Annotated in this window: 25 protein-coding genes; 18 read left to right on the top strand and 7 right to left on the bottom strand. The window is 64.4% G+C overall.

Going from position 1 to position 24,656, the window contains the following annotated elements; translation table 11 throughout:
- Positions 1-37 precede the first annotated feature (37 nt).
- Positions 38-2,494 (top strand): alpha-glucan family phosphorylase, encoded by a 2,457-nt coding sequence (gene glgP, locus DK874_RS07250; RefSeq protein WP_114313353.1) that lies wholly within the window; start codon positions 38-40, stop codon positions 2,492-2,494.
- Positions 2,495-2,552: 58 nt separating this feature from the next.
- On the opposite strand, the gene DK874_RS07245 is transcribed toward glgP, so the two are convergent.
- Positions 2,553-3,284 carry a cytochrome c gene (locus tag DK874_RS07245; protein ID WP_114313352.1) on the bottom strand — a complete coding sequence of 244 codons (732 nt, stop codon included), beginning with the start codon at positions 3,282-3,284 and terminating at the stop codon, positions 2,553-2,555.
- Positions 3,285-3,449: 165 nt separating this feature from the next.
- On the opposite strand from DK874_RS07245, the gene DK874_RS07240 reads away from it, so the two are divergent.
- The 6 genes from DK874_RS07240 to DK874_RS07215 all read left to right on the top strand — a co-directional run bounded on the left by DK874_RS07240 (position 3,450) and on the right by DK874_RS07215 (position 9,266).
- Positions 3,450-4,214: an ABC transporter substrate-binding protein gene (locus DK874_RS07240; RefSeq protein WP_114313351.1), complete on the top strand. Its 765-nt coding sequence runs from the start codon at positions 3,450-3,452 to the stop codon at positions 4,212-4,214.
- Between the two features lie 55 nt (positions 4,215-4,269).
- Positions 4,270-5,058, top strand: coding sequence for an amino acid ABC transporter permease (locus DK874_RS07235; RefSeq protein ID WP_114313461.1), 789 nt, complete (start codon positions 4,270-4,272; stop codon positions 5,056-5,058).
- A 61-nt stretch (positions 5,059-5,119) separates the two neighbouring features.
- A complete protein-coding gene (locus DK874_RS07230) occupies positions 5,120-6,070 on the top strand; it encodes a TAXI family TRAP transporter solute-binding subunit (RefSeq protein WP_162798742.1) in 951 nt (316 codons plus the stop codon).
- 55 nt (positions 6,071-6,125) lie between these two features.
- On the top strand, positions 6,126-8,099 hold the full coding sequence (locus DK874_RS07225) for a TRAP transporter permease (RefSeq protein ID WP_114313458.1): 1,974 nt from the start codon (positions 6,126-6,128) through the stop codon (positions 8,097-8,099).
- The gene (locus DK874_RS07220; RefSeq protein WP_162798741.1) at positions 8,096-8,839 is read left to right on the top strand and encodes an amino acid ABC transporter ATP-binding protein; all 744 of its coding nucleotides are present in this window, start codon (positions 8,096-8,098) and stop codon (positions 8,837-8,839) included. The genes DK874_RS07225 and DK874_RS07220 overlap by 4 nt, the downstream gene beginning before the upstream one ends.
- A 4-nt stretch (positions 8,840-8,843) precedes the next feature.
- Positions 8,844-9,266 (top strand): hypothetical protein, encoded by a 423-nt coding sequence (locus DK874_RS07215; protein ID WP_114313350.1) that lies wholly within the window; start codon positions 8,844-8,846, stop codon positions 9,264-9,266.
- Here the strand turns inward: DK874_RS07215 and DK874_RS07210 are convergent.
- Entirely contained in the window at positions 9,263-10,105 is an 843-nt protein-coding gene (locus DK874_RS07210; RefSeq protein WP_114313349.1) for a patatin-like phospholipase family protein, read from the bottom strand. The genes DK874_RS07215 and DK874_RS07210 overlap by 4 nt on opposite strands.
- A gap of 1 nt (position 10,106) precedes the next feature.
- A complete protein-coding gene (locus tag DK874_RS07205) occupies positions 10,107-10,520 on the bottom strand; it encodes a helix-turn-helix domain-containing protein (protein ID WP_114313348.1) in 414 nt (137 codons plus the stop codon).
- Between the two features lie 95 nt (positions 10,521-10,615).
- Between DK874_RS07205 and trpC the strand changes: the two genes are divergently transcribed.
- Genes trpC through DK874_RS07180 form a run of 5 tightly spaced genes read left to right on the top strand, consistent with a single transcriptional unit; the run spans position 10,616 to position 15,037 of the window.
- Positions 10,616-11,386: an indole-3-glycerol phosphate synthase TrpC gene (trpC, locus tag DK874_RS07200; protein WP_114313347.1), complete on the top strand. Its 771-nt coding sequence runs from the start codon at positions 10,616-10,618 to the stop codon at positions 11,384-11,386.
- A gap of 4 nt (positions 11,387-11,390) precedes the next feature.
- Positions 11,391-12,101, top strand: coding sequence for a 1-(5-phosphoribosyl)-5-[(5-phosphoribosylamino)methylideneamino]imidazole-4-carboxamide isomerase (hisA, locus tag DK874_RS07195; protein WP_114313346.1), 711 nt, complete (start codon positions 11,391-11,393; stop codon positions 12,099-12,101).
- Between the two features lie 4 nt (positions 12,102-12,105).
- Positions 12,106-12,420: a hypothetical protein gene (locus DK874_RS07190; RefSeq protein ID WP_114313345.1), complete on the top strand. Its 315-nt coding sequence runs from the start codon at positions 12,106-12,108 to the stop codon at positions 12,418-12,420.
- Between the two features lie 45 nt (positions 12,421-12,465).
- The gene (locus DK874_RS07185; protein ID WP_114313344.1) at positions 12,466-14,481 is read left to right on the top strand and encodes a single-stranded-DNA-specific exonuclease RecJ; all 2,016 of its coding nucleotides are present in this window, start codon (positions 12,466-12,468) and stop codon (positions 14,479-14,481) included.
- Positions 14,474-15,037, top strand: a complete 564-nt coding sequence (locus DK874_RS07180) for a DUF6812 domain-containing protein (RefSeq protein ID WP_114313343.1) — start codon at positions 14,474-14,476, stop codon at positions 15,035-15,037. Before DK874_RS07185 ends, DK874_RS07180 begins: the two co-directional genes overlap by 8 nt.
- Here the strand turns inward: DK874_RS07180 and DK874_RS07175 are convergent.
- Together DK874_RS07175 and DK874_RS07170 are read right to left on the bottom strand one after the other, a co-directional pair.
- Positions 15,021-17,609, bottom strand: a complete 2,589-nt coding sequence (locus DK874_RS07175) for a valine--tRNA ligase (RefSeq protein WP_114313457.1) — start codon at positions 17,607-17,609, stop codon at positions 15,021-15,023. The genes DK874_RS07180 and DK874_RS07175 overlap by 17 nt on opposite strands.
- Before the next feature lie 197 nt (positions 17,610-17,806).
- A complete protein-coding gene (locus tag DK874_RS07170; RefSeq protein ID WP_114313342.1) occupies positions 17,807-18,412 on the bottom strand; it encodes a hypothetical protein in 606 nt (201 codons plus the stop codon).
- Between the two features lie 98 nt (positions 18,413-18,510).
- On the opposite strand from DK874_RS07170, the gene DK874_RS07165 reads away from it, so the two are divergent.
- Genes DK874_RS07165 through DK874_RS07145 form a run of 5 tightly spaced genes read left to right on the top strand, consistent with a single transcriptional unit; the run spans position 18,511 to position 22,009 of the window.
- Positions 18,511-19,563 (top strand): Mrp/NBP35 family ATP-binding protein, encoded by a 1,053-nt coding sequence (locus DK874_RS07165; protein WP_114313456.1) that lies wholly within the window; start codon positions 18,511-18,513, stop codon positions 19,561-19,563.
- A 1-nt stretch (position 19,564) separates the two neighbouring features.
- On the top strand, positions 19,565-20,161 hold the full coding sequence (locus DK874_RS07160) for a helix-turn-helix transcriptional regulator (RefSeq protein ID WP_114313341.1): 597 nt from the start codon (positions 19,565-19,567) through the stop codon (positions 20,159-20,161).
- Positions 20,162-20,165: 4 nt separating this feature from the next.
- Positions 20,166-20,930, top strand: a complete 765-nt coding sequence (locus tag DK874_RS07155; RefSeq protein ID WP_114313340.1) for a 50S ribosomal protein L11 methyltransferase — start codon at positions 20,166-20,168, stop codon at positions 20,928-20,930.
- Between the two features lie 3 nt (positions 20,931-20,933).
- A complete protein-coding gene (locus tag DK874_RS07150; RefSeq protein WP_114313339.1) occupies positions 20,934-21,620 on the top strand; it encodes a 16S rRNA (uracil(1498)-N(3))-methyltransferase in 687 nt (228 codons plus the stop codon).
- Positions 21,617-22,009: a hypothetical protein gene (locus DK874_RS07145; protein WP_114313338.1), complete on the top strand. Its 393-nt coding sequence runs from the start codon at positions 21,617-21,619 to the stop codon at positions 22,007-22,009. The genes DK874_RS07150 and DK874_RS07145 overlap by 4 nt, the downstream gene beginning before the upstream one ends.
- On the opposite strand, the gene DK874_RS07140 is transcribed toward DK874_RS07145, so the two are convergent.
- On the bottom strand, positions 21,968-22,870 hold the full coding sequence (locus tag DK874_RS07140) for an AEC family transporter (RefSeq protein ID WP_114313337.1): 903 nt from the start codon (positions 22,868-22,870) through the stop codon (positions 21,968-21,970). The genes DK874_RS07145 and DK874_RS07140 overlap by 42 nt on opposite strands.
- A gap of 9 nt (positions 22,871-22,879) precedes the next feature.
- Here DK874_RS07140 and DK874_RS07135 point away from each other — a divergent pair, with 9 nt between their 5' ends.
- Positions 22,880-23,725 carry a Rossmann-fold NAD(P)-binding domain-containing protein gene (locus tag DK874_RS07135; protein ID WP_114313336.1) on the top strand — a complete coding sequence of 282 codons (846 nt, stop codon included), beginning with the start codon at positions 22,880-22,882 and terminating at the stop codon, positions 23,723-23,725.
- Here the strand turns inward: DK874_RS07135 and DK874_RS07130 are convergent.
- Entirely contained in the window at positions 23,722-24,630 is a 909-nt protein-coding gene (locus tag DK874_RS07130) for a zinc-binding dehydrogenase (protein ID WP_114313335.1), read from the bottom strand. The genes DK874_RS07135 and DK874_RS07130 overlap by 4 nt on opposite strands.
- Positions 24,631-24,656 lie beyond the last annotated feature (26 nt).

Below are 24,656 nucleotides of genomic sequence, written 5' to 3'. Positions count from 1 at the left end.
TTTGGAGCCTCGAGGAGGAGCGGGTATAATCCCCTTTGTGAAGGTACTGGGACACCTTACCGCCATGCCCGAGCTTCCCGAGGCCCTTAAGGGTTTAAGGAAGCTGGCCTATAACCTCTGGTGGAGCTGGAACCCGGAGGCAGCCGAGCTCTTTCAGGAGATAGACCCCCAGCTTTGGAAGCGCTTCCGTGGGAACCCGGTCAAGCTTCTTCTGGAAGTGGACCCGTCCCGTTTGGAAGCCCTCACCGCCACCAGTTATCCCGCCCGGGTCCAGGCGGTGGTGGCGGCCTTGGAAAGCTATCTAAAGGATCGGGAGAGGAAGGAAGGGCCGCTAGTGGCGTACTTCTCGGCGGAGTATGGGTTTCATAGCTCCTTGCCCATCTACTCGGGGGGGCTTGGGGTGCTGGCCGGTGACCACATCAAGGCGGCCAGCGACCTGGGCCTGAACCTGGTGGGGGTAGGGATCTTCTACCACGAGGGCTACTTCCACCAGCGCCTCTCCCCGGAGGGTGCCCAGGTGGAGGTGTACGAGACCCTGCACCCGGAGGAGTTGCCCCTCCTGCCAGTGCAGGACCGGGAGGGCCGCCCTTTGAGGGTGGGGGTGGAGTTTCCCGGGCGCACGGTCTGGCTTGGGGCCTATCGGGTGCAGGTGGGGGCGGTACCCGTCTACCTTCTCACCGCAAATCTACCCGAAAATGCCCCCGAAGACCGGGCCATCACCGCCAGGCTTTATGCCCCAGGCCTGGAGATGCGCATCCAGCAGGAAATGGTTTTGGGCATTGGGGGAGTGAGGCTCCTTAGGGCCTTGGGGCTTAACCCCCAGGTCTTCCACATGAACGAGGGGCACTCCGCCTTTTTGGGGCTGGAGCGGATACGGGAACTGGTGGCCGAGGGGCATCCCTTTGCCGTGGCCCTGGAGCTGGCCAAAGCGGGAGCCCTTTTCACCACCCACACCCCCGTGCCCGCGGGGCATGACGCCTTCCCCTTAGAGCTTGTGGACCGTTACCTGCATGGCTTTTGGGAAAGCATGGGCACGGACTGGGAGGGTTTTGTGGCCTTGGGTTTGGAGGAGAAGCCCTGGGGCAAGGTGTTCTCCATGTCCAACCTCGCCCTTAGGACCAGCGCCCAAGCGGGCGGGGTTTCCCGCCTCCACGGGGAGGTTTCCCGGGAGATGTTCCACCACCTATGGCCGGGGCTTTTGCGGGAGGAGGTGCCCATTGGCCATATCACCAACGGGGTTCACACCTGGACCTTCCTCCACCCCAGATTGCGGCGCCACTACGCCGAGGTCTTCGGTCCCGAGTGGCTGAAGCGGCCCGAGGACCCCGCCGCCTGGAAGGTGGAGGGGTTGGGGGAGGAGTTCTGGCGCATCCACCAGGACCTCAGGGCCGGGCTGGTGCGGGAGGTGCGGTCCCGCCTCTACGAGCAACGCCGCCGAAACGGGGAGAGCCCAAGCCGCCTCCGCCAGGCGGAGCGTGTTCTGGACCCTGAGGCCCTCACCATCGGCTTCGCCCGCCGCTTTGCCACCTATAAGCGGGCCGTTTTGCTTTTCAAGGATCCCGAGCGTCTCCTCCGCATCCTAGAGGGGCCCTATCCGGTACAGTTCGTCTTTGCGGGCAAGGCCCATCCCAAGGACGACCCCGGCAAGGCCTACCTCCAGGAGCTGGTGGCCAAGATCAAGGAGTATGGCCTCGAGGACCGCATGGTGGTCCTGGAGGACTACGACATGTACCTGGCCCGGGTTTTGGTGCACGGCTCGGACGTCTGGCTTAACACCCCCCGCCGGCCCATGGAGGCCTCGGGCACCAGCGGGATGAAGGCGGCCTTGAACGGGGTTTTGAACCTGAGCGTCCTGGATGGCTGGTGGGCCGAGGCCTATAACGGCAAAAACGGTTTTGCCATCGGCGATGAGCGGGTCTACGAGAACGAGGAGGCCCAGGATATGGCGGACGCCCAAGCCCTTTACGACGTCTTGGAGGGGGAAGTGCTCCCCCTTTTCTACGCCAAGGGGCCTGAGGGCTACTCCTCGGGGTGGCTTTCCATGGTCCACGAGAGCCTCCGCACCGTGGGCCCCCGGTTCAGCGCCGCCCGCATGGTGCGGGAGTACCTGGCCCTTTACGGAAGAGGGCAGGAGTGGGCGGGGAAGGCGAAAGCTCAGGAGGAGGTGCTGCGCTCCTTCCACGAGGCCTTGCCTGCCTTTCATGCCTTGGCCCTCCGGGTGGAGGTTCCCGGGGATCTGACGCTGAATGGGGCGCCATTGCAGGCGCGGGCCTATTTGGAAGGGGAGGTGCCGGAGGCCCTAAGGCCTTTCCTCGAGGTCCAGTTGGTGGTGCGGCGTGCGGGCGGGGGGCTGGAGGTGGTGCCCATGCGGGAGGGATCGGGGCGGTTTGAGGTTTCCTATCGCCCTTCCCGTCCGGGAAGCTACGCCTACGGGGTGCGGTTGGTCCTTAAACATCCCGTCACCGGTCGGGTGGAGTGGGTGCGCTGGGCCTAGCGGTCCAAAGGTATAAAGGGGCCTCGGCTTTGCCGAGGCCCCTTGGCCGCGGCCGGTTTTACTTATCGGGTAGGGTTTGCAGGTAGGCAAGGAGGTCTTGAAGTTGGGACGGGAGGAGGAAGGAGAACCCAGGCATGACAAAGTTGCCAGGCTGGCCGTTGAGGATCTTGTGGAGGGTTTCCTGGGGATTAGCCTTCGCCAGAGTGCCCACGTATTCGGGATTTTCCGGGGTGAGGAAGTTGATGGCCCGGCCGTCCTCCCCATGGCACGAGGCGCAGACCCGGTAGATGGCCTTCCCGGAGGTTAGGCTGCCCCGCATGGGCTTCTTGGCCTTGTAATCAATGAGGGTACGCATGTCCAGAGTGCCGTACTTGAGGAAGAGAGCCAGGTCCTCGAGGTCCTCCTCGCTCAAATAGGGACTGAAGTCGTGCTTGGGGTTGGTGGCTCCCTTTAGGATACCCACGATTTCCGCCAGGCTCTTTTCCCGCACCTGGAGCACGCCTACAAACCCGGTGTAGTGAGATCCCGAGCCATAGGCGCCATCCTTGCCCAGGTAGTCCCAGCCGTGGCACTCCTTGCAACGCCAGGTATCGGTTCCCTTCCTGGTATTCGTGGTTTGAAGGGCCCAGAGGGGGTGGTTACCCGCCGGTGTTTCCACGCCTTTGGCCTTGATCCAGTGGTCATAGAGTTGCCCTCCCCGTTGGATCCTCCAAGGATCCATACCCGTCTGCCCTTGGGCTACCAAAAGCAGGCTTCCCAATAAAAGGCCCAAACGCCAGAACCCACGCATAGACACCCTCCTTTCTAATACTTATTATAGCCCTTATGTTAAGGGACAGATGTCCCAAAAGGTTAACGCCAACACTTTGGTTCATGTGTTCGGGCAGGTTCCGCGCTTCCCTTGACCGACGGGGCACACCCGGTATAATCGGCCCGTGCATCAGGGAGGGTGAGCATGAAAAGGGTTCTGCTTCTGTTGGCAGTACTAGGGTTGGCTGTGGCCTTGGCGCAAGTGCGGAGCTTGGACCAGATCAAGCGCTCGGGCGAGATTCGCATCGGTACGGAGGGCGCCTTTCCCCCCTTCAACTACTTCGACGAGAAAAACCAGCTGGTGGGGTTCGAGATCGATTTGGGCAACGCCATCGCCAAGAGGCTGGGCCTAAAGCCCGTCTGGATCACCCAGGCCTTTGACAGCCTGCTCATCCAGCTGAACCAGGGTCGCTTTGACTTCGTGATTGCCTCCCACGGCATCACCGAGGAGCGGGCCAAGGCCGTGGACTTCACCAACCCCCACTACTGCACAGGTGGGGTCATCGTGAGCAAGAAGGGGGGGCCAAAGACGGCCAAGGACCTGCAGGGCAAGGTGGTGGGGGTGCAGATCGGCACCACCTACATGGAGGCGGCCCAGAAGATTCCCGGCATCAAGCAGGTGCGCACCTACCAGAAGGACCCTGATGCCTTGCAGGACCTTCTTTCGGGCCGCTTGGATGCTTGGATCACCGACCGCTTTGTGGCCAAGGAGGCCATCAAAGAAAGGAAGCTGGAAAACACCCTACAAGTGGGTGAGCTGGTCTTCCAGGAAAAGGTGGCCATGGCGGTGGCCAAGGGCAACAAGAGCGTCCTTCAGGCCCTTAACCAGGCCCTTAGTGACCTTATGAAAGACGGTACCTACGCCCAGATCAGCAAGAAGTGGTTTGGCGAGGACGTACGCTGTAAGTAAACCCCATTTGGGCCTGGGGTGACGGGGTGCCCTGGGCCCTTTTCCTGCCGTGAAGATGCCCTTTTGGTTACGGGTCCCCTTGGTGCTTGCCCTCCTCATCGGAGGGTATTTCGGCCTGTTCGCCCTTTTGGGCGTGGTGCTGGAGCGCTACTTTCTCCTCACGGGTTTTGGCCCCGACCGGGCGGCTTCTGCGGGTGCGGCCATGGCCCTGGGGGCGGAGATCACCCTAAAGCTCACCTTAATCTCGGGATTGGCGGGGCTGGTCATCGGGGTGTTTGCCGGGATGTTCCGCCTCTCCCGCCGGGCCTGGGTGCGGCTTCCCGCCAGCTTTTACATCTGGGTTACCCGCGGCACACCCCTTTTGGTGCAGATCCTCTTCGCCTACAACGCCCTGCCCCTTTTGCTAAAGCCCCTTTGGCCCGAGGCCCAGCAGGTTCTCACCCCCTACTGGGCTGCCTTCATCGCCCTTTCCTTCAACGTGGGGGCCTACAACGCCGAGGTGGTGCGGGCGGGTATCCAGGCCATCCCTAAGGGGCAGTGGGAGGCCGCTTGGTCCCTTGGGCTTTCTCCGGCGGATACCATGCGCTTTGTGATCCTGCCCCAGGCCCTGCGCATCGTGGTGCCCCCCTTGGTCAACAACGTGGTGGCCCTTCTTAAGGATTCCTCTTTGGCCAGCGTCATCGCCCTCACCGAGCTGGCCCTTTCCGGGCAACGCATCATCTCCGCCACCTTCCGCCCGGTGGAGGTCTACCTGGCGGTGGCGGCCATCTATCTACTCCTTACCACCGTCCTTACCTCCTTCACCAATCTCTTGGAGAAGAGGCTCCAGACGGCGGGGAGGTAGGGCTTGTGAAAAAGAAGGGGTTACGGGTATACTGCCTGCGGCGCAAAGGAGGTGGATGGTTATGCGGCTGAAAGGAACGTTGTTGGCAGGGATTGCCTTCCTAGGACTGGGCCTGGCCCAGGAGTTTATCACCATCGGCTCGGGCTCCACCACGGGGGTCTACTTCCCCGTGGCCACGGGGATGGCCAAGCTGGTGAACGACGCCAATGTGGGTATCCGGGCCAACGCCCGCTCCACTGGCGGCAGCGTGGCCAACATCAACGCCATCGCCGCCGGGGAGTTCGAGATGGCCCTGGCCCAGAACGACATCGCCTACTACGCCTATCAGGGATGCTGCATCACGGCCTTTGATGGGAAGCCGGTGAAGGGCATCCGTGCCCTGGCGGCCCTCTACCCCGAGGTGGTCCACATCGTGGCCCGGGCGGATGCGGGCATCCGCACCGTGGCCGACCTCAAGGGCAAGCGGGTGGTGGTGGGCGATGTGGGCTCGGGCACCGAGCAAAACGCCCGGCAGATCCTCGAGGCCTACGGCCTCCGGTTTGAGGACCTGGGCCAGGCCATCCGGGTGAGCGCCACCCAGGGCATCCAGCTCATGCAGGACAAGCGGGCGGATGCCCTCTTCTACACGGTGGGCCTGGGGGCCAGCGCCATCCAGCAACTGGCCCTCACCACCCCCATCACCCTGGTGGCGGTGGACCTGGCCAAGGTGCAGGCCCTTGCCAAGAAGTACCCCTTCTACGTGGGCTTCAACATTCCCGGGGGGACCTACAAAGGGGTGGACGTGACCACGCCCACGGTGGCGGTCCAGGCCATGCTGATCGCTTCGGAGAAGCTTTCCCCCGATACCGTGTACAGCTTCATGAAGGCGGTCTTCGGCAACCAGGAGGCCTTTAAGAAGATCCATCCCAACCTGGAGCGGTTCTTCAGCCTCCAGAAGGCGGCGAAAGGTCTGCCCATTTCCTTGCATCCGGGGGCGGAGCGCTTCTACAAGGAGATCGGGGTCCTCAAGTAGGCGCTTGGCTAGACCCTGGGGGCCCCGCCTGGGGCCCCTTTTGCCTGGAGGGAGCATGGATAAGGACGTCTCGCTTTTGGTGGAGGAGACCGAGCAGGGAGGGCGAAGGCCCAAGGGAGTGGCCCGGTACCTGGTGTTTGGCCTGGGGGTGGTCTGGAGCCTCTTTCAGCTTTGGGCCACCGAGGTAGGGACCCTGGACCCCCTACGGCTCAGGGCGGTCCACCTGGCCTTTGCCCTGGCCTTGGCTTTCTTGGCCTACCCCGGGCGGCGGGGACCTAGGGACCGGATTCCCTTTCTGGACTGGGCCTTGGCCTTGCTGGGGGTAGGCGGGGCCCTTTACGTGGTCTTTGATTACTACGGCATCACCCAGCTTCGGGGGGGTATCCCCAGCGGGCGGGATGTCTTTATGGGGACTCTGACCCTTGTGGTCCTCTTCCTGGCCGCCTGGCGGGTGGTGGGGCCTGCCCTGCCCCTCATCGCCTCGGTCTTTGTCCTCTACGCCCTTACCGGGCCCAAGGGGCTCTTGCCCTTTACCCTTCCTCCCTGGCTCCAGCTCCATGCGGGCAGTCAGTGGGGCCAGCTCATGGGGCAGCTCTACACCACCGCCGAGGGGATCTGGGGGGTGCCCTTGGGGGTTTCCGCCACCTTTGTCTTCCTCTTTGTACTTTTTGGAGCGCTTTTGGAGAAAGCGGGAGCAGGCCATTTCTTCATCCAGTTGGCGTATGCACTTTTAGGCCACTTCCGCGGGGGGCCGGCCAAAGCGGCGGTGGTGGCCAGCGCCCTCACGGGGGTGGTTTCGGGAAGCTCTGTCTCCAATGTGGTTACCACCGGCACGTTCACCATCCCTTTGATGAAGCGGGTGGGCTACCCACCGGAGAAGGCGGGGGCGGTGGAGGTGGCCAGCTCCTCCAACGGCCAACTCATGCCTCCGGTGATGGGGGCGGCAGCCTTCATCATGGCGGAGTTTTTGGGGATCCCCTATAGCCAGCTGATCCTCATCGCCGTGATCCCGGCCCTTCTGGCCTACGCCACCTTGTTCATCACCGTGCACCTCGAGGCCCTCCAGCTTGGCCTGAAGGGCGTACCACGCTCGGAACTGCCTCCCGTGGGCCCCATCCTGCGCTCCGGTTTCCACTATCTCCTTCCCCTCCTGTACCTGATCTACGCCTTGGTGGCCTTGCGCCTCACCCCAGAGCGGGCGGCCTTGAACACCATCTTCCTCATGCTGGTCCTCCTCCTGGCCCAGGAGGTGTGGCGGGCCTACCGGTCAGGTGCTGGCTTGGGCTTTGGCCTTCTGAGGGGAGGGAGGCTCATCCTGGAGGGCCTCGAGGCGGGGGCCAGGGGTATGGTGGGCATCGCCCTGGCCACGGCCAGCGCCGGCGTCATCGTGGGCATCGTCACCATGACCGGGATTGGCTTTGGCCTTACGGACATCGTGGAGCGCTTGTCGGGGGGGAACCTGATCCTGGTCCTCCTTCTGGCCCAGCTCACCAGCCTCCTTTTGGGCATGGGCTTGCCCACCACCGCCAACTACATCGTCATGGCCTCCTTGGTGGTGCCGGTGGTGCTTCAGCTTTCGGAGAAGGCGGGGTATGCGGTACCGCCGGTGGCGGCCCACATGTTCGTTTTCTACTTCGGCATCATGGCCGACTCCACGCCTCCCGTGGCCTTGGCCGCCTACGCCGCCAGCGCCATCGCCAAGTCGGATTTCTGGAAGACGGCGGTCCAGGGTTTCGTGTATGAGCTTCGCACCGCCCTTCTCGCCTACATGTTCTTCTTCAGCCCCAAGCTTCTTCTTCTCGGGGTGGAAAGCCTGGGAGAAGGGGTGTGGATCGTCCTTTCCGCCCTTTTGGGCATGACCGCTTTCAGCGCCAGCCTGGTGGGCTTCCTGCACAAGCGCACCACCCTCCTGGAGAGGGCCCTTCTCATGGCAGCCGCCCTCACCCTGGTGGTGCCCGGCCTCCTTACGGATGCCCTGGGCCTGGGCCTCTTCCTCCTGGTCTACGCCATCCAGCGGGTGAGAAAATGAAAGCGGTGGACCCCATCATCCGCATCCACAACCTGCACAAGTGGTTTGGCTCCCTGCACGTGCTCAAGGGGATCCACCTGGAGGTGGCCCCTGGGGAGAAGCTGGTGATCATCGGGCCCTCGGGTTCGGGGAAGAGCACCCTGATCCGGTGCATCAACCGTCTGGAGGACTTTCAGGAGGGGGAGGTGGTGGTGGACGGGCACAGCGTGAAAGACGAGAGGGCCCTCAAGGAGGTCAGGCGGGAGGTGGGGATGGTGTTCCAGCAGTTCAACCTCTTCCCCCACCTGACGGTGTTGGAGAACATCACCCTGGCCCCCATGCGGGTGCGGGGTTGGCCGAGGGAAAAGGCGGAGAGGAAGGCCCTGGAGCTTTTGCAGCGGGTGGGGATTCTGGACCAGGCGAGGAAGTACCCGGCCCAGCTTTCCGGGGGCCAGCAGCAGCGGGTGGCCATAGCCCGGGCCTTGGCCATGGAGCCCAAGGTGATGCTGTTTGACGAGCCCACCAGCGCCCTGGACCCGGAGATGGTGGGGGAGGTTTTGGACGTGATGCGGGATCTGGCGCATGGGGGGATGACCATGCTGGTGGTGACCCACGAGATGGGGTTTGCCCGGGAGGTGGCGGACCGGGTGATCTTCATGGACGGGGGCCAGATTGTGGAGGAGGGGAGGCCGGAGGCCGTCTTCACCTCCCCCAAGGAGGAGAGGACCCGGGCCTTCCTGCAGAGGGTCCTGCACCATTAGGCCCGTGGGCGCACCCGAGCGCGAACCAAGCCCGTGGGGGTATCTCGAGGCCCTTCTGGATCCCCAAGCACCCCCTTCCTTGCGCCTTAAGGGGCTTAGGCTCTACGCCGGCTTTCTCTTGGCGCTTCAGGGGGGTGTCCTCCTCCTTTTGGCTTGGGTGGTACCCCGGGCGGCCCACCCCCTTCTTTGGGCCCTGGCCCTGGGGGGTGGGCTATGGCTTCTCCTTCAGGCTGAGGCGGTGTGGCGGAAGGAAAGGGGGGAGCCCCTCATGCCCTTGCGGGTGGTGGGCTTAGGGGCTGCCCTCTTCTTCTTCCTGGGGGTGATGGGCTTGCTCCTTCGGCCTTCGGGCCTAACCCTTCTCCTACTGGGAACCTTGGGGTTCTTCTACCTATGGTACCGTGCCGAGCGGGCTTTGCTGCCGGGTTAGGAGACCGGAAGCCTGAGGGCCCGGGCCACATCCTTTAGGCGCACCCGGGATAGGGCCCGGACCTCCTCCAGCCGTTCCCTGGCCCGTTGCTGCCCCAACTCGTAGACCAGGGGGAGGGCCTCGTGGTCAAAGGTGCCTATGGTCCTGGGGGGGTTCAGGGCAATGACCAGGTCGGCTTCCTTAAGGGCCAGGTCCTTCAGGCGCCTACGGCTGGCCTCCCCGGCGAGGAGCGCTGCCTCCAGGGCCGTTTTCGGCCCTTCCCGGGGAGGGGGATTGGACACGTCCACGGCCACCACCTTGGGGAAAAGCCCCTTAGCGGCCCCTACCGGGACCTTCTCCACCACGTCCCCATCCACCAGAAGCCTTCCTTCCCAGGGTACGGGCGGGAAGAGACCGGGGATGGCCATGCTGGCGAGAACGGCCCTCCATACAGGGCCCTGGCGAAGGATCACCCTTTCCCCGGTGAGGAGGTCGGCCGCCTGGATGGCCAGGGGGATGGGGCTATCCTCGAGGCGGGCTTCCCCAAAGAGGCGCTGCAATCCCAGGGCGATTCTCTCCGCTGCAAAAAGATGGGGGCGCCGGAAGGCGGTGAAAAGCCTGGCCAGGGTACGGAGGTTACCCCCTTGCCGGAGCCCGGCGATCTCCTGGTCAAAGATGGCCTCGTGCACCTTCCAGGGGTCTTTGTGGCCGAAGGCGTAGGCAGCGGCGGCCAAGGCGCCCGCAGAGCTTCCCGAAAGCCCCCGGATGGGGATCCCGCCTTCCTCCAAAACGGCCAAGACCCCCAGGTGGGCGTACCCGCGTACGCCACCCCCTCCCAGGGCCAAGGCCACACCGCGCACGTCAGTAACCGAGGCCTAGCTCTTGCGCCTCCTCTACCAGTTTGCCCAGGATCTCCTCGCCTTTGTGCCGGCTCCGCTCCTTGTAGGCCAACAGATCCCGGGCCCGGATCCTTCTATGGGTACCCACCTTGCGGTAGGGGATTTTCCCTTCCTCCAGAAGGCGGATCAGATAGGGCCGGGAGATGCCCAATAGGTCTGCCGCCTGCTGGGTGGTGAGCTCGGCCTCCAAGGGAACCACCACAACAGGCTCTCCCCGGGCTAAGGGCTCGAGGTAAGCGCGGAGCGCCTCAGCCAAGGAAGGGGAGAGGGAAAGGGTTTGCCCGTTGACGGTCAGCACGTCGCCAGAACGAAGCGCATTTAGCAAGGCCCGGACTTCCTCCTGGTGAGCGGGGTCTAAGCCCAGGGGGGCTACCATAGCACCCCCAGGATAGCACACAAACGCAATAAACGCAACACCCCCTAGAACCCGGTGCTAAGTCAAAGTATGGATTCTATGGTATAAGTGTGCCTATGCGGGTGCCCGGTCTAGACTGCATGGGTGGGGTACTGGGCGAAATCGCCCGCAGGCGGGCTAAGGAGGTGGTGCCCCGCCCCCTCCCCCCTTTTCCCGAAACCCTGCCCTCCTTCCGGGAGGCCCTTCTCCAGCCAGGGCTTTCCGTGATCGCCGAGGTGAAGAAGGCGAGCCCCTCGGAAGGAGTCATTAGGGAGATAGACCCCGCCCAAGCAGCCCAGGCCTACGCCCGGGGTGGGGCTAGGGCCATCAGCGTGCTCACCGAGCCCCATCGCTTTGGGGGTAGCCTCGAGGACCTTCTTAGGGTCCGCCAGGCGGTGGACCTACCCCTCCTGCGCAAGGACTTCGTGGTGGACCCCTTCATGCTGGAGGAGGCCCGGGCCTATGGGGCAAGCGCCGTGCTGCTCATCGTGGCCCTTTTGCGGGAGCTCACCGGGGTCTACCTGGAGGAGGCCAAGCGGCTTGGCCTGGAGGCCCTGGTGGAGGTGCACACGGAAGAGGAACTGGAGCTGGCCCTCGAGGCGGGGGCCAGTATCCTGGGCATCAACAACCGCAACCTCACCACCTTGGAGATTGACCTGGCCACGGCCCCGAGGCTCGGCCGTTTAGCCCGGAAGAGGGGGTTTAGCGGGGTCTTGGTGGCGGAATCGGGGTACTCTAGCCGCCAGGAACTTGAGCCCTTGAAAGGGCTCTTTGATGCCGTTCTCATCGGCACCAGCCTGATGCGAAGCCCCGATTTGGAGGAAGCCCTAAGGGCGCTGGTAGGATAGCCGCATGTTGCTGATTCCCGCCGTGGACCTGAAGGGGGGCAAGGCGGTGCGCCTCTACGAGGGGGACCCCGAGAGGGAAACCCAGTACGGGGACCCGGTGGCCGCGGCCTTGCGCTGGCAGGAGGAAGGGGCTAGGCTTCTCCACCTGGTGGACCTGGACCGGGCCTTGGGAAAAGGGGATAACCTAAAGGCCCTTCGCCGGATTGCCCAGGCCCTCCGTGTTCCCTTTGAGGTGGGGGGTGGGATACGCTCCTTGGAGGTCCTCGAGGAGGTTCTCCTCCTGGGGGCCTCCCGAGCGGTGGTGGGCACGGTGGCGGTGAAGGACCCTGCCCTCTTGGAGGCCATGCTGGAGGCGGTGGGGCCTTTCAGGTTGGTGGTGGCCTTGGATGCCCGGGGCCTCGAGGTGGTGGTCTCGGGTTGGCAGGAAGCCGCCTCCCTTTCCGCCCTGGACCTCCTTAGGCGTTGGGAAGCCATGGGGGTGCGCACGGTGATCTACACCGATGTGCGGCGGGATGGGACGCTGAAGGGCCTGGACCTGGAGGTGGTGGCCCGGGTACGGGAGGCTTGGCCCCATGAGCTCATTGCGGGCGGGGGCATTGCTGGCCCGGAGGACCTTTTAGGCCTAAAGCGCCTCGGGGTGGAAGGTGCCCTTTTGGGCAAAGCCCTCTACGAGGGGCGGGTGCGCCTAACCGACTACAAGGAAGGGGTATTCTAAGGCCATGAAGCTGGCGAACTGGGTTTTCCTTCTGGCCACCTTGGGGGTGGCGGGTGCGGGGTTTTACCTGTACCTGGCCTTTCCCTTCCTGGAGGTGCCCACGCCTTGGGGACCCTGGCCCCTTTACTACCTTCTTCCGGGGGTCTATGCCCTGGGCGTTGTGGTGGGGGGGGTTTATGCCCTTGCCCTTTGGCTATGGGGCGTGGGGGAGAGGCGTGCCCTTCTAAGGGAGGTGCGGCGGCTTCAGGGTGAGGTCAACGCCTTAAAGCGGGAACGCATCGAGGAGATTCCCAAAATCCCTGACCGGGAAGAGGTATAGCCATCCCGCTCTGCGGGACGAGAGGAAGGAGGCTCGGGGGGTTGTATGAGGGATCGGGTGCGCTGGCGTCTTCTTCCCCTGCCGCCTGTGAGGGAGTGGCGGGAGTTGATGGAGGCTTTGGGGGTGGGGCCTGAGGCCGCCTTGGCCTATTGGCACCGGGGCGTGCGCCGCCCGGAGGACCTGCAACCCACCTTGGGCCTTCTTCCCCTAAGGGGCCTTAAGGAGGCGGTGGAGCTTCTCCTTAGGGCGCTAAAGGGGAAAAAGCGGATTCGTGTCCACGGGGACTACGACGCCGACGGGCTCACGGGAACCGCCATCCTGGTGCGGGGCCTCAGGGCCTTGGGGGCGGAGATCCACCCCTTCATCCCCCATCGCCTCGAGGAGGGGTACGGCATTCATCCCGCCCGTATTCCGGAGCACCGGGAAGCGGCGGACGTTTTCCTGACGGTGGACTGCGGTATCGCCAACCACGCCGAGCTTCGGGAGCTTGTGGAAAACGGGGTGGAGGTCCTGGTAACCGACCACCACACGCCCCGCGATACCCCTCCTCCGGGCCTGATCCTCCATCCCGCCTACACCCCGGACCTCGAGGAGCACCCCACGGGAGCGGGGGTGGCCTTCCTGCTCCTTTGGGCCCTTTACCAAAGGCTGGGCCTGCCCCCGCCCCTAGAGTATGCCGACCTGGCGGCGGTGGGCACCATCGCCGACGTGGCCCCCCTTTGGGGATGGAACCGGGCTTTGGTGCGGGAAGGGCTTGCCCGCCTGAAGGAGTCCTCCATCCTTGGGCTTCGTCTGCTTTCGGAAAGCGTGGGCTACACGGGGAAAGCGGTGGAGGTGGCCTTCCGCATCGCTCCCCGCATCAATGCGGCAAGCCGCCTGGGGGAGGCGGAGAAGGCCCTTAGGCTTCTCCTCACCGAGGACGAGGAGGAGGCCAGGGGTTTGGTGGAGGAGCTCCATCGGCTGAACACCCGCCGCCAGGCCATAGAGGAGGAGATGCTGAGAAGGCTCCTCCCCCAGGCGGACCCCGAGGCCAAGGCCATCGTCCTCCACGACCCCGAGGGCCACCCGGGGGTGATGGGCATCGTGGCGAGCCGGATCCTCGAGGCCACCTTGCGCCCCGTCTTCATCGTGGCCAAGGGGAAGGGCACGGTGCGGAGCCTTCCCCCCATCAGCGCCGTGGAGGCCCTAAGGAGTGCCGAGGACCTCCTTTTGCGCTTTGGCGGCCACCGGGAAGCCGCCGGGTTTGCCTTGGACGAGGCCCGCTTCCCTGCCTTTAGGAAACGGATGGAGGCCTTTGCCGCCTCTTTTCCCGACCCCGTGCGGGAAGTGGCTCTTGTAGGGCTTTTACCCCCTTTGGCGTCACTTCCGGACCTTCACCAAGCCTTGTTGGCCTTGGAGCCCTTTGGGGAAGGGAATCCCGAGCCCCTTTTTCTCCTCCAAGGCTCCCCGGAGGAGGCCCGCTCCATGGGGGAGGGGAAGCACCTCGCCTTCCGCCTCCAGGGGGTTAGGGTGGTGGCCTGGCGCATGGGGGAGCGGGTGGATTCCTTGTCCCCTGAACTTGAGGCGGCGGTGTTGCTTATGGAAAACCGCTGGAACGGCACCCTGTCCTATGAGGCCCAAGCCCTGGACTTCCGGGAGCCGGGGGATCTGGAAGGCGGGATACCCCCCTTCGCCTATCCCATCCTTTTGCCGGAGGCCTTGGCCAGGGCCAAGGCGGGGGAAGGGGTTTATGTGCCCGAGGATAACCTCGAGGGGCTGGGGTACGCAAGGAAGGCGGGGTTCCGTTTGCTACCCCCCGAGGAAGCCTCCCTTTGGCTGGGCCTGCCGCCTTTTCCCGTGAAGGTGTCCCCCGTTTACGTGGCTTTAGGAGCGGCCACCCAGAGGCGACTCGCCGCTTTGCCTATCCTGGACACCCCAGAGGAGCGGCTCAGGGCCCTGGTGGGGCAGAGGCTTCTCTTCGCCTACCAGAGGAAGCACGCCCCCCTTTTCAGCGAGGCCCTTGTGGCCTACTGGGCGGTGGGGCAGACGCTTTTGCCGGAAGAGGGGGTGAAGGGTGTATAAACAACCACGGGAAGTACATGAGGCCAGGATCTACACCCAGGCCTACCGGGTCTACGGGCTCATCCACCTGGTGCCCGGGGCGGGTACCGCGGATCTCCTGAACCAGGAAAGGCCCTATCTTCCCGTCACCGGGGCCCTCATCTACACCCCAGGCTACGCCCATCCCCCGGAGGCCAAGGACCTTAAGGCCAGCACCGGTTTCCTCGCCCTGCGGAAGGAGCGGATCCTGTGGGCGGTGGGGGGCAAACCCAGCGAACCCCGCACCAGCCCCCGCCTATTGGAAAGGCGGAGGCTGGCCTTCCTCTTTGGGGACTACCTCCTTGCGGGCGATCTTCTGCTTCCCCGGGGGGTGCGGCTTTCCGACCACCTTTCCCAGGCCAAACCCTTCCAAACCCTCCTCGAGGCCAAGCTTTACGTCCTTACCCCCAACAAGCCCATCGTGGACCTGGAACCTTTGGAAACCTTCCCCTTCGTCACCTTGAACCTGCGGCGAGCCGAAGCGGTGGCCGAGGCCCCCGGGGAAGCCCGGGATCCCCGGCTCACCCTATTTGGCTGAGGGCTTCCCGGATCCGCTCGATCTGGGCCAGGTTTTCCCTAAGCCTTGCCTCCTCGGCCTCCACCACCTCCTTGGGGGCCTTTTCTCGGAACCCCGGGGCGTCAAGCTTTTTCCGGCTCCTTTCCGTCAGGGCAAGGAGTTCTTGCAGGCGCTTTTCCTGCCGGCGCTTCCACTCCTCCACATCCAAGAGGCCTTCTAGGGGCATGCGCACCGTTACCTTAGGCATGGCTTTCACCAGGGCCTTCTCGGGGCGGGCCTCCATGGGCTCGGCCCGGGCCAGGAAGCGGAAAACCTCCAGGTTCTCCTTGGCTGGTTCCGTATCCCCTTCCAGAAACACCCGCACCTCCTGGGCCAGGGGAAGCCCGGCCTCGGCCTTTAGGGCCCGCACCGCCGTCACCGCCTGCTTGAGGGCCTCAAAGGCGGCTTCGGCTTCTGTGTCTATCCCCATGGGCGTGGGCCAGGCCTCGAGGGCCAGCTCCTCCTTGCCCGTAAGGGCCTGGTAGAGCTCGCTGGTGAGGAAGGGCATGATGGGGTGGAGGAGCTGCAAAAGGGTGGCGAGGGTTTCCTCGAGGGTGCGTAAGGTAAAGGCATTCCCCCCCTTAAGGGCCGGTTTGCTGGCCTCCAGGTACCAATCGCAAAACTCGCTCCAGACCAGCTCGTACACCTCCCGGGCCGCCTGGGCCAGGTCCAGGGCCTCGTACAGGGCGGTGATCTCCTGTACCCCCCGGCTCAGGCGGCCTCGCATCCAGCGGTCGGCCAGGGTGGGTTCGTCCTTTTTGGCCTGGAAGGCCTGGCGGCTTAGAAGCACGAAACGGGCGGCGTTGTAGAGCTTGTTGGCAAAGTTCCGGGCCATTTCCAGCCAGCGGAGGTCCAGCCTTATGTCCTGGCCCCCTGTGGCCAGGTAGGTGAGGGCGAAGCGCAAGGCATCGGCTCCGTAACGCTCCACCATCTCCAGGGGGTCTATCACGTTCCCCTTGGACTTGGACATCTTCTGGCCCTTTTCATCCAGCACTAGGCCGTGGAGGAGCACGGTCTTAAAGGGCCGTTCCCCCCGGAAGTGGTAACCGGATACCTCCATCCGGCTCACCCAGAGGAAAAGGATGTCGTAGCCCGTCACCAGGACATCGCCCGGATAGAAGGCCTTGAGGTCTTCCGTCTCCTCGGGCCAGCCCAGGGTGGAAAGGGGCCAAAGGGCCGAGGAAAACCACGTGTCAAACACGTCCTCGTCCCGTTTGAGGTTAGGGCTTCCGCAGGTTTCACATACCTGGGGGTCTTCCAGGTAGCGCTCGGGGCGGGGGACATTCACCGCCTGGCAGTCCTGGCAGTACCAGGCGGGGATCTGGTGCCCCCACCAGAGCTGGCGGGAGATGTTCCAGTCCCGGACGTTTTTCAGCCAGTCCAGGTTGACCTTCTTCCAGCGCTCGGGGACAAAGGCGATCTCATCCCGCTCCAGGCCGCGGATGACCTTTTCCGCCAGGGGCTTCATGGACAGCCACCACTGGGGGAAGATGGCGTACTCCAAGGGGGTGCCGCAGCGGGAGCAGGTGGCCATCTGGATGGTGTACTCCTCCTCCTTGAGGAGGTGGCCCGCCTCCCGGAAAAGCTCGACCGCCTTTTTCCGGGCCGCAAACCGGTCCAGGCCCAGGAGGGCCTCCGGCACCCTTTCCCCTTCCATCCGGCCTTCCAGGTTGATGACGGAAACCGCCTTCAGTCCGTGCCGCTCGCCGATCTCGTAGTCCAAGGGGTCGTGGGCGGGGGTAACCTTAAGGGCCCCGGTTCCGAACTCCCGCTCCACGGCGGGGTCGGCAAGGATGGGGATCCAAATGTCCGTGAGGGGGATGCGGGCCCGTTTACCCACGAGGTGCCGGTAGCGCTCGTCCTCGGGGTGGACGGCGATGGCCTGGTCGGCGAAGACGGTTTCCGGCCTCACGGTGGCGATGGCGATGCGTTCGCCGCCCTCCACCTCGTAGGCCAGGGTGTAGAGCCGGCCCGGGGTGGGTTCGGTTTCCACCTCGAGGTCGGAAAGGGTGGTCTCGCACCGGGGGCACCAGTTCACCAGGCGGGGGGCGCGGTAGGCCAGCCCTTCGTGGTAGTAACGGCTAAAGGCATAGCGCACCGCCTGGGAGCGGGCCTCGTCCATGGTAAAGGCTTCCCGGCTCCAGTCGGCGCTGGCCCCCAGGCGCTTGAGCTGCTTCAGGATGGTTCCCCCGGACTCCTCCTTCCATTCCCAGACTCTTTTCAGAAAGGCCTCCCGGCCCAGATCGTGCCGGGTCTTGCCCTCTTTCAGGAGAAGCCTTTCCACCACCACCTGGGTGGCGATGCCCGCATGGTCGGTGCCGGGCAGCCAGACGGCCTCGTAGCCCTGCATGCGCTTGTAGCGGATGAGGGCATCCTGCAGGGAGTTGTCCAGGGCGTGGCCCATGTGCAGGCTACCGGTAACGTTGGGAGGAGGCATGAAGATGACAAAGGGCGTTTTGCCGCTTTTGGGGTTGGCCACAAAGGGGTTGTTCGCCCACTTCTCCGCCCACTTGGGTTCCACGGTCTTGGGGTCGTAGGCCTTGGGTAGGTCCATGCTGTCGGATAGTTTACCCAAGCCGGGAAGGGTTTGGGGTGCTGGGATGGGGCCCATGAGAAAGGCCGCCCAGGCACCCATGCCCTTGGCCGCCTGGTTGGGGGTTCCCCCCACGCCATGGCCGGGGCCAGGAAGGCCCCTAACCTCTTGGCCTACATCCTACCTTGCCCGGAAGCCGTCCTGGACCAAAAGGCCCCCTACGAGGGGGTGGAGCCCGAAAGGGCGTAAAGGTAGTAGTGGCCTTCCCCCAGGTCAAAGAAGGCCTCCTCATAGGCTAGGCCTTCTATGAGGGTTTCCGGGGGGATGGCCAGGAAGGTTTCCCCTACCCTTATGCCCTCCGGCTGCATCCGGAGAATCCCTTGGGATAGTTCCCTGGACTCCGCCTCGGGGTCGTTGAGGGGCGTGTGGAGAAGGCGTATGGGAAGCCCCTCCAGGCTGTGGAGCACGTTGCTCTGGTCTCCAAAAGGGGCCCGGTGGAGGAGGCGCTCCTCCACCAAGGCGATCTCCCCCAAGAGGGCGTAGCGATCCAGGGGCAGAAGGGCCTTGCCGCTTTCCAGGAGGACCAGGAAGCGGGTACGGTCCTCCGGGGAAAGGAGGACGGGGGCCCTGTGCTTGCCCACCTTGGGGTCTTGGTCCAATCTTTCCCTTTCTAGAAGGACCTTGGCCGCCTCCAGGGCCTCCTGGCGGGTCTTGAAAAGGCTATAAGGATTCACTTTGAAGAGGAGGTCAAAGCCCTTGGGTCCTTGGACCAGCCAAGCCAGGTGGAGTTCAAAGAAGGGTTGCTTTTGCCAGGCGGGATGCATGCTCTTTTCATTTTAGCCCAGGCTTCCAGGTGGCTTGGATGAAAACTGTGAGTCCACCCCTTGCCCAAAACCATCTCCGGGTATACCCTGAGCCCGGTATGGCGCTTACCGAAGAGCGGCTCCTCGAGGCCCTGCGCACGGTGATGGACCCCGAGCTGGGTAAGGACCTGGTTTCCCTGGGCATGGTGGGAGAAATCCGGCTAGAGGGAAGCCGGGTGGACCTTCTCATCCACCTTACCACCCCTGCCTGTCCCTTAAAGGGCCAGATAGAGGCGGATATCCGCAGGGCCCTTGCGCCCTTGGGGGTGGAGGAGGTGCGGGTGCGCTTCGGGGGAGGGGTGAAGGCCCCCGAGCAGTACCCCATCCCCGGGGTGAAGCACGTGGTGGCGGTGGGCTCAGGCAAGGGTGGGGTGGGGAAGAGCACCGTGGCCGCTAACCTGGCCCTAGCCCTGTTGTCGGAAGGGGCTAGGGTGGGCCTCTTGGACGCCGATCTTTACGGGCCCAGCCAGGCCAAGATGTTTGGCCTGGAGGGACAAAGGCTAAAGGTGGACCAGAATCGCAAGATTCTGCCCCTGGAGGCCTATGGCCTTAAGGTCCTCTCCATCGCCAACATCGTTCCCCCCGGCCAGGCCATGATCTGGCGGGGGCCCATCCTCCATGGCACCATCAAGCAGTTCCTAGAGGAGGTGAACTGGGGGGAGCTGGACTACCTGGTGGTGGACCTGCCCCCGGGTACCGGGGATGTGCAGCTCAGCCTGGCCCAGCTCACCCAAGTTTCCGGCGGGGTGATCGTAACCACCCCGCAGGAGGTGGCCCTTATAGATGCGGAAAGGGCCGCGGACATGTTCAAGAAGGTGCAGGTGCCCGTTTTGGGAGTGGTGGAGAACATGAGCCACTTCCTCTGCCCCCATTGCGGCAAGCCCACCCCCATCTTTGGGGAAGGCGGAGGTAGGCGGCTTGCGGAGAAGCTCAAGGCCCGTTTCCTAGGGGAGATTCCCCTCACCCTACCCTTGCGGGAAAGCGGGGATCGGGGAAGGCCCATCCTGGTGGAAAGCCCCGAAGGCCCCGAGGCAGAAGCCTTTAGGAGGGCAGCCCGGGAGCTGGCTGCCGCCTTAAGCGTGCAGGCCTTTATCGCCTTGCCCATGGCCTGACATGGTCCCAGTCCTGGAAGGCACCAAGGAACGGGTTCTGGACCTCCTCAGGCTCAGGCCCTATACCGCTAAGGAGCTGGCCAAGGCCTTAGGGGTGAGCCGGGTGGCGGTCCTGAAGCACCTCCAGGACCTCGAGGCCCGGGGCCTGGTGCGCTCGGAGGTGAGGAAGTGCCTGGGCCGGGGCCGGCCCTACCGCCTTTACATGGCCCAGGACCGGGAGGCCCCCTACGCCGCCCTGTGCGGGGATGTGCTTAAAGGGGTGGAAAGGGTTCTGGGCCGGGAGGGGGTGGTGCGCCTTCTCTTGGAAAGGAACCGGAGCCTGTTTGCCCCCCTGAACCTGGAGGCCCTGCCCTTGCGGGAGCGGCTTACCCGCCTGGCCCAGTTCCTTCGGGAGCAGGGCTACGAGGCGGAGGTGGTGGAGGAAGGGGGGAAGCTTTTCCTCTGCCAGAAGCGTTGCCCCAAGCTGGCCCTTTCCCGGGAGCACGAGGCCCTTTGCCAAAGTGAACTTCTCGCCTACCAGGAGTTACTGGGCCTGCCCCTGATGCGGGAGGAGAGGCTGGCGGAGGGGGGGAACTGTTGCCGTTACCGGGTAGAATAGCGGGGTGTGGGTTTACCGCCTCAAGGGCACGGCGGCAGAGCTGGACCCCCTGGTCCCGGAACTCTTCCATCGGGGGGCCCGGGGCCTCGAGGAGCGGGAGGGGGAGGTATGGGCCTATTTCCCCGCTCCCGTGGACCTTCCCTTTGGGGGGGTGTGGGAGGAGCTCCCCGACGAGGATTGGCTTGCTGCCTGGCGCAGGGACCTTAGGCCGGTAAGGGCGGGGCCCTTTTGGGTTTTAGCCCCCTGGCATACCTGGGAAGGCGAGGGGGTACCCTTGGTGATAGAGCCGGGAATGGCCTTTGGCACCGGGCATCACGAAACCACCCGGCTGGCCCTTTCCGCCTTGGCCCGCCATTTGTGCCCTGGGGAGAAGGTGCTGGATTTGGGTACGGGCTCGGGCATCCTGGCCATCGCCGCCGCCAAGCTGGGCGGGGAGGCCTTGGGGGTGGACATTGACGAAGCCGTCCTCCCCCAGGCGGAGGAGAACGCCAGAAGGAATGGGGTTAGGGTACGTTTCTTCTGGGGAAGCCTGGAGGAAGCCCTTTCCCATGGCCCCTTTGACCTTGTGGTGGCCAACCTCTTTGCAGAGCTTCACCAGGAGCTGGCCCCCCGGTACCGCCAGGCCATGGCCCCTGGGGGAAGGCTTCTCCTCACGGGGATCCTGGCGGAAAAAGCCTCCTGGGTAAAGGAGGCCATGGCCAAGGAGGGCTTCTCCTTCCTGGGGGAGGAGGGGGAAGGGGAATGGGTGTTGCTGGCCTACAGGACGTGAGCCATGCGCCCGCACCGCGCCTATAGCCCAGGCCTTACCGGGGTGCTCTCCTTTAGGGAGAGCCGGCACCTCCTCGAGGTCCTCAGGGCCCAGGTGGGGGACCGGTTCACCGTCTTTGATGCCGAACGGGAGGCCTTGGCGGAGGTGGTGGAGTTGGGCCCCCCGGTGCGCTACCGCATCCTGGAAGAGTGGCGCCCCGAGCGGGAGGTGGGGGTGGAGGTGGCCTTGTATCCGGCCCTTCTAAAGGGAGACAAGCTTTCCGAGGTGGTGCGTTCGGCCACCGAGCTCGGGGCCACCCGCATCCAACCCCTCATCACTCGCCACAGCGTGCCCAAGGAGATGGGGGAAGGAAAGCTAAGGCGGCTTCAGGCGGTGGCGGTGGAGGCGGCCAAGCAGTCGGGCAGGCTACGGGTGCCCGAGGTGCTTCCCCCCATGCCCCTAAAGGCCCTCCCTGCCGTGGAGCAGGGTTTGGTGGCCCATCTGGGGGCGAGGAGCCTGGTGCGGGAGGTGTTGGATCCGCTTAAGCCTCTGGCCTTGGCCGTGGGGCCGGAAGGGGGGTTTGCTGAGGAGGAGGTGGAGCTTCTTCAGGAAAGGGGCTTTACTCCGGTTTCCCTGGGCCGCAGGATCCTGCGGGCGGAAACCGCGGCCATCGCTCTCCTCGCCCTTTGCACGGCGGGGGAGGGGAGATGAGGCTAGGGTGGCTCCTGGGGGTTCTTCTCCTCCTTGGGGGGTGCCGCTATACCTTTTTGCCCCTGGACCCCGGAAGGCCGCTTTCTCCGGAGCGACCCTTTTTGGTGGCCCGTCTGGAGAAAGGTGCGGGCGAGGCCCACGTGGCCCTTCGCGTAGAGCGCCTTCCCCGGCCAGGCTACCTTCACCTTAAGTGGTTCCGGGAGGAGGCTTTGCTCCAGGAGAAGGTTCTTTTCCTGGAGGTGCCGGGCCTTTATGGGGTTGCCTTTCCCTTAGGGGAGGGGTACCACCGCCTGGTGGGGCTTTGGGAAGGCGGGGTGCTCTTCCAGCTGGACCTGGGAACCCCCAGCCTACCGGATCCCGATGAGGAGGAGGAAAAGGGGAATCGTTAGGAAGGCTAGAAAGGTGGAAACCACCACGCTCCTCGCCACCCGGTTGGCCTCGCTGCCGAACTCCCGGGTGAGGAGAAAGGCGTTCACCGCCACTGGGGTGGCGGACTGCAGGACCAGAACCTGGTGCTCAAGCCTAGGAAGCCCCAGGAAAAGCCCCACCCCGTAGGCCAGAAGGGGTGCCAGGATAAGCCTTAAGAAGCTGGCCGCCCCCTCAAAGGCCCCCACCTGGAAGCGGGTTTGGCCCATCTGCATCCCCAGGGTCAGGAGTAGGACGGGGATGGCTGCCTGGCCCATAAGGCGCACACCCTCGTCCAGGCGGAAGGGAAGACTTATTCCCAATGCTTTCAGCAGTAGGCCCAGAAAGAGGGCGTAGAAAAGAGGAAGGCGCAGGGTGAAGGAAAACCCTTCCTTAAACCCCCCTCCCCGGATGAAGGCGGGTCCAAGTCCAAACATCATCACGCTGGACAGGATGAAGTAGATTACCGCCCGCCTCAAGCCCTCTTCTCCCAGGGCGAAGTACACCAGGGAGAGCCCCATGTTGCCGGAGTTGGGGAAGAGGCCGCACACACCAAGCCCCTTGGAGGCCTCGGGGGAGAGGCGAAGAAGTCTGCTTATACTCCAGATAACCAGGAAGAGAAGGAGGTAGGTGAGGGTGAAGCCCAGGGTGAGGCCCAAGAGGCCTTCCCGGGAGTATTCTGCCCGATACATGGCGTCAAAGATGAGGGCCGGCACCAGGAGGTACAGGGTAAGCCGGCTTAGGGTGGTGAGGTCCATGGGGATACGCTTGCCCAACAGGTAACCGGCCAAGACCACCAAGGCCACGGGGAGCACGGTGTTGAGGAGAGCCTGCATGTGGGGCATTCTAAAGGCATGGGATACCTGGCTCTTTCCGAGGCCCTAAGGAAGGTGCTCCTCCGGGGAGGGGTGGCCCCCAGGCGCCAGGTTCTAACCCTTCCCCAGAGGCAGTTTCTGGTGATGCCCGCCGCCGACCAGGAGGTGGCCCTTTGCAAGCTGGTTACGGTGGAGGCTTCCCGAAGGGAAGGGGATGGGCCTCAGCGCCGGCCTTCGGTGCAGGCGGAGGTCTGGGCCAAGAGGCTGGATACCGGGGAGGTCTTCCACCTGCCGGGGGAGGAGATCACGAAAGGGCGCACCGCCGCCCTCTCCCTTTTGGCGGCTAGGCTCCTTGCGCCGAGGCAAGAGGGGGCGCTTCTTGTGGTGGGGCCTGGAGCGCAGGGGGAAGCCCACCTCGAGGCCTTCGCCGAAGGCCTTCGCCTCACCAGGGTCTTTGTGCGGGGAAGAAGCCGGGAAAGGCTAAAGGCCTTTATGCAGAAGGCCCGAGAAATGGGCCTTCCCGCTGAGGAATGGCTGGGGGAGAAGGTGCCTGAGGAGGTAGCCTTCATCGTTACCGCTACACCCAGTCCCGCCCCGGTGCTACCGGAAAGGGTACCGGAGGGCGCCTTCATCGCCGCCGTTGGCAGTTTCCGCCCGGAGATGCAGGAGGTTCCCCGGGCCCTGGTGGAAAGGGCCGCCGTCTACTGCGACACGGAGGACGCCCTTGTGGAGGCGGGGGAACTTCAGGGCCTTTCTAAACCCGTGGTCACCTTAAGGGAAGCCCTTTTGGGCAAGCGAGCAGACGGGGATCCCGTGCTGTTTAAGAGCGTGGGCCACGCGCTTTTTGACCTGGCTGCGGTGCGGCACCTCCTGGGCTTGGGTTAGAAGCGAACCACGATCTTTCCGGTATGCCCCCGGTCTATGAGGGCCTGGAAGGCGGCCTCAGCCTCTAGGAAAGGGAAAACGGCCCCCACCACCGGCTTGAGCTCACGGCCCAACCGGGGCAGGAGAAACCCCAAGGCTTCCTGCATCAAGGCCTTTTGCCTGAGGAGGGGAGCCAGCCAAAAGCCCGTGACCGTAAGGTTTCGGCGCATAAGGCGCAGGGGATTCAGGGAAGCGGCCTCCCCCTCCGCGGCCCCGATGTAGACCAGCCTTCCTCCTGGGTTCAGAAGGGCCAGGCTTTCCTCCAGAAGGCTGCCGCGCACCTCCAGAAGGATGTCCACCCCGCCGAAGGCCTTGGCCTTTTCCGGAAGCTCCCCATAGGTGGCGGTGGCCTCGGCGCCTAGGGTTTGGGGGAGGGCCAGCTTCTCGGGCCTCGAGGCGGAGGCCAGCACCCGCAAGCCCATGGCCTTGGCCACCTGCACGGCCGCGGTTCCCAAGGCCCCTGCCGCTGCCTGCACCAGGACCTTTTCCCCGGGCTTGGCCCCCGCTTGCCGCAGGGCTAAGTAGGCGGTGAGGAAAGAAACCGGGTAAGCGGCGACTTCCTCAGGGGAAAGCCCCTCTGGCACGGGGAGAAGGGCCTCCCTGGGCACAGCTATCCGCTCCGCTAGAGCCCCATGCCCCATTAAAGCGGCGAAGCGCTGGCCTGCCACCCGACCTACGGCCTCCATACCGGGCACGAAGGGTGGGTGGACGCGGGTGAGGTACCCACCAAGGCGCATGAGGTGGTCGGCGAAGTTCAGGCCCACCGCCTCCACCTCCAACACCACTTCTCCCGGGCTCGGTGTGGGGTCAGGAAGCTCTTTAAGGACCAGTGGACCACGCAGGCGTTCTTGCACCCAGGCGCGCATGGGGGGAGTTTACCCCTTGCCCTTTA

This window comes from Thermus caldifontis (assembly GCF_003336745.1).
Lineage (GTDB): Bacteria > Deinococcota > Deinococci > Deinococcales > Thermaceae > Thermus > Thermus caldifontis.
Note: the sequence above shows the minus strand (reverse complement) of the source record. Positions and strands in the feature narration are given on the sequence as shown.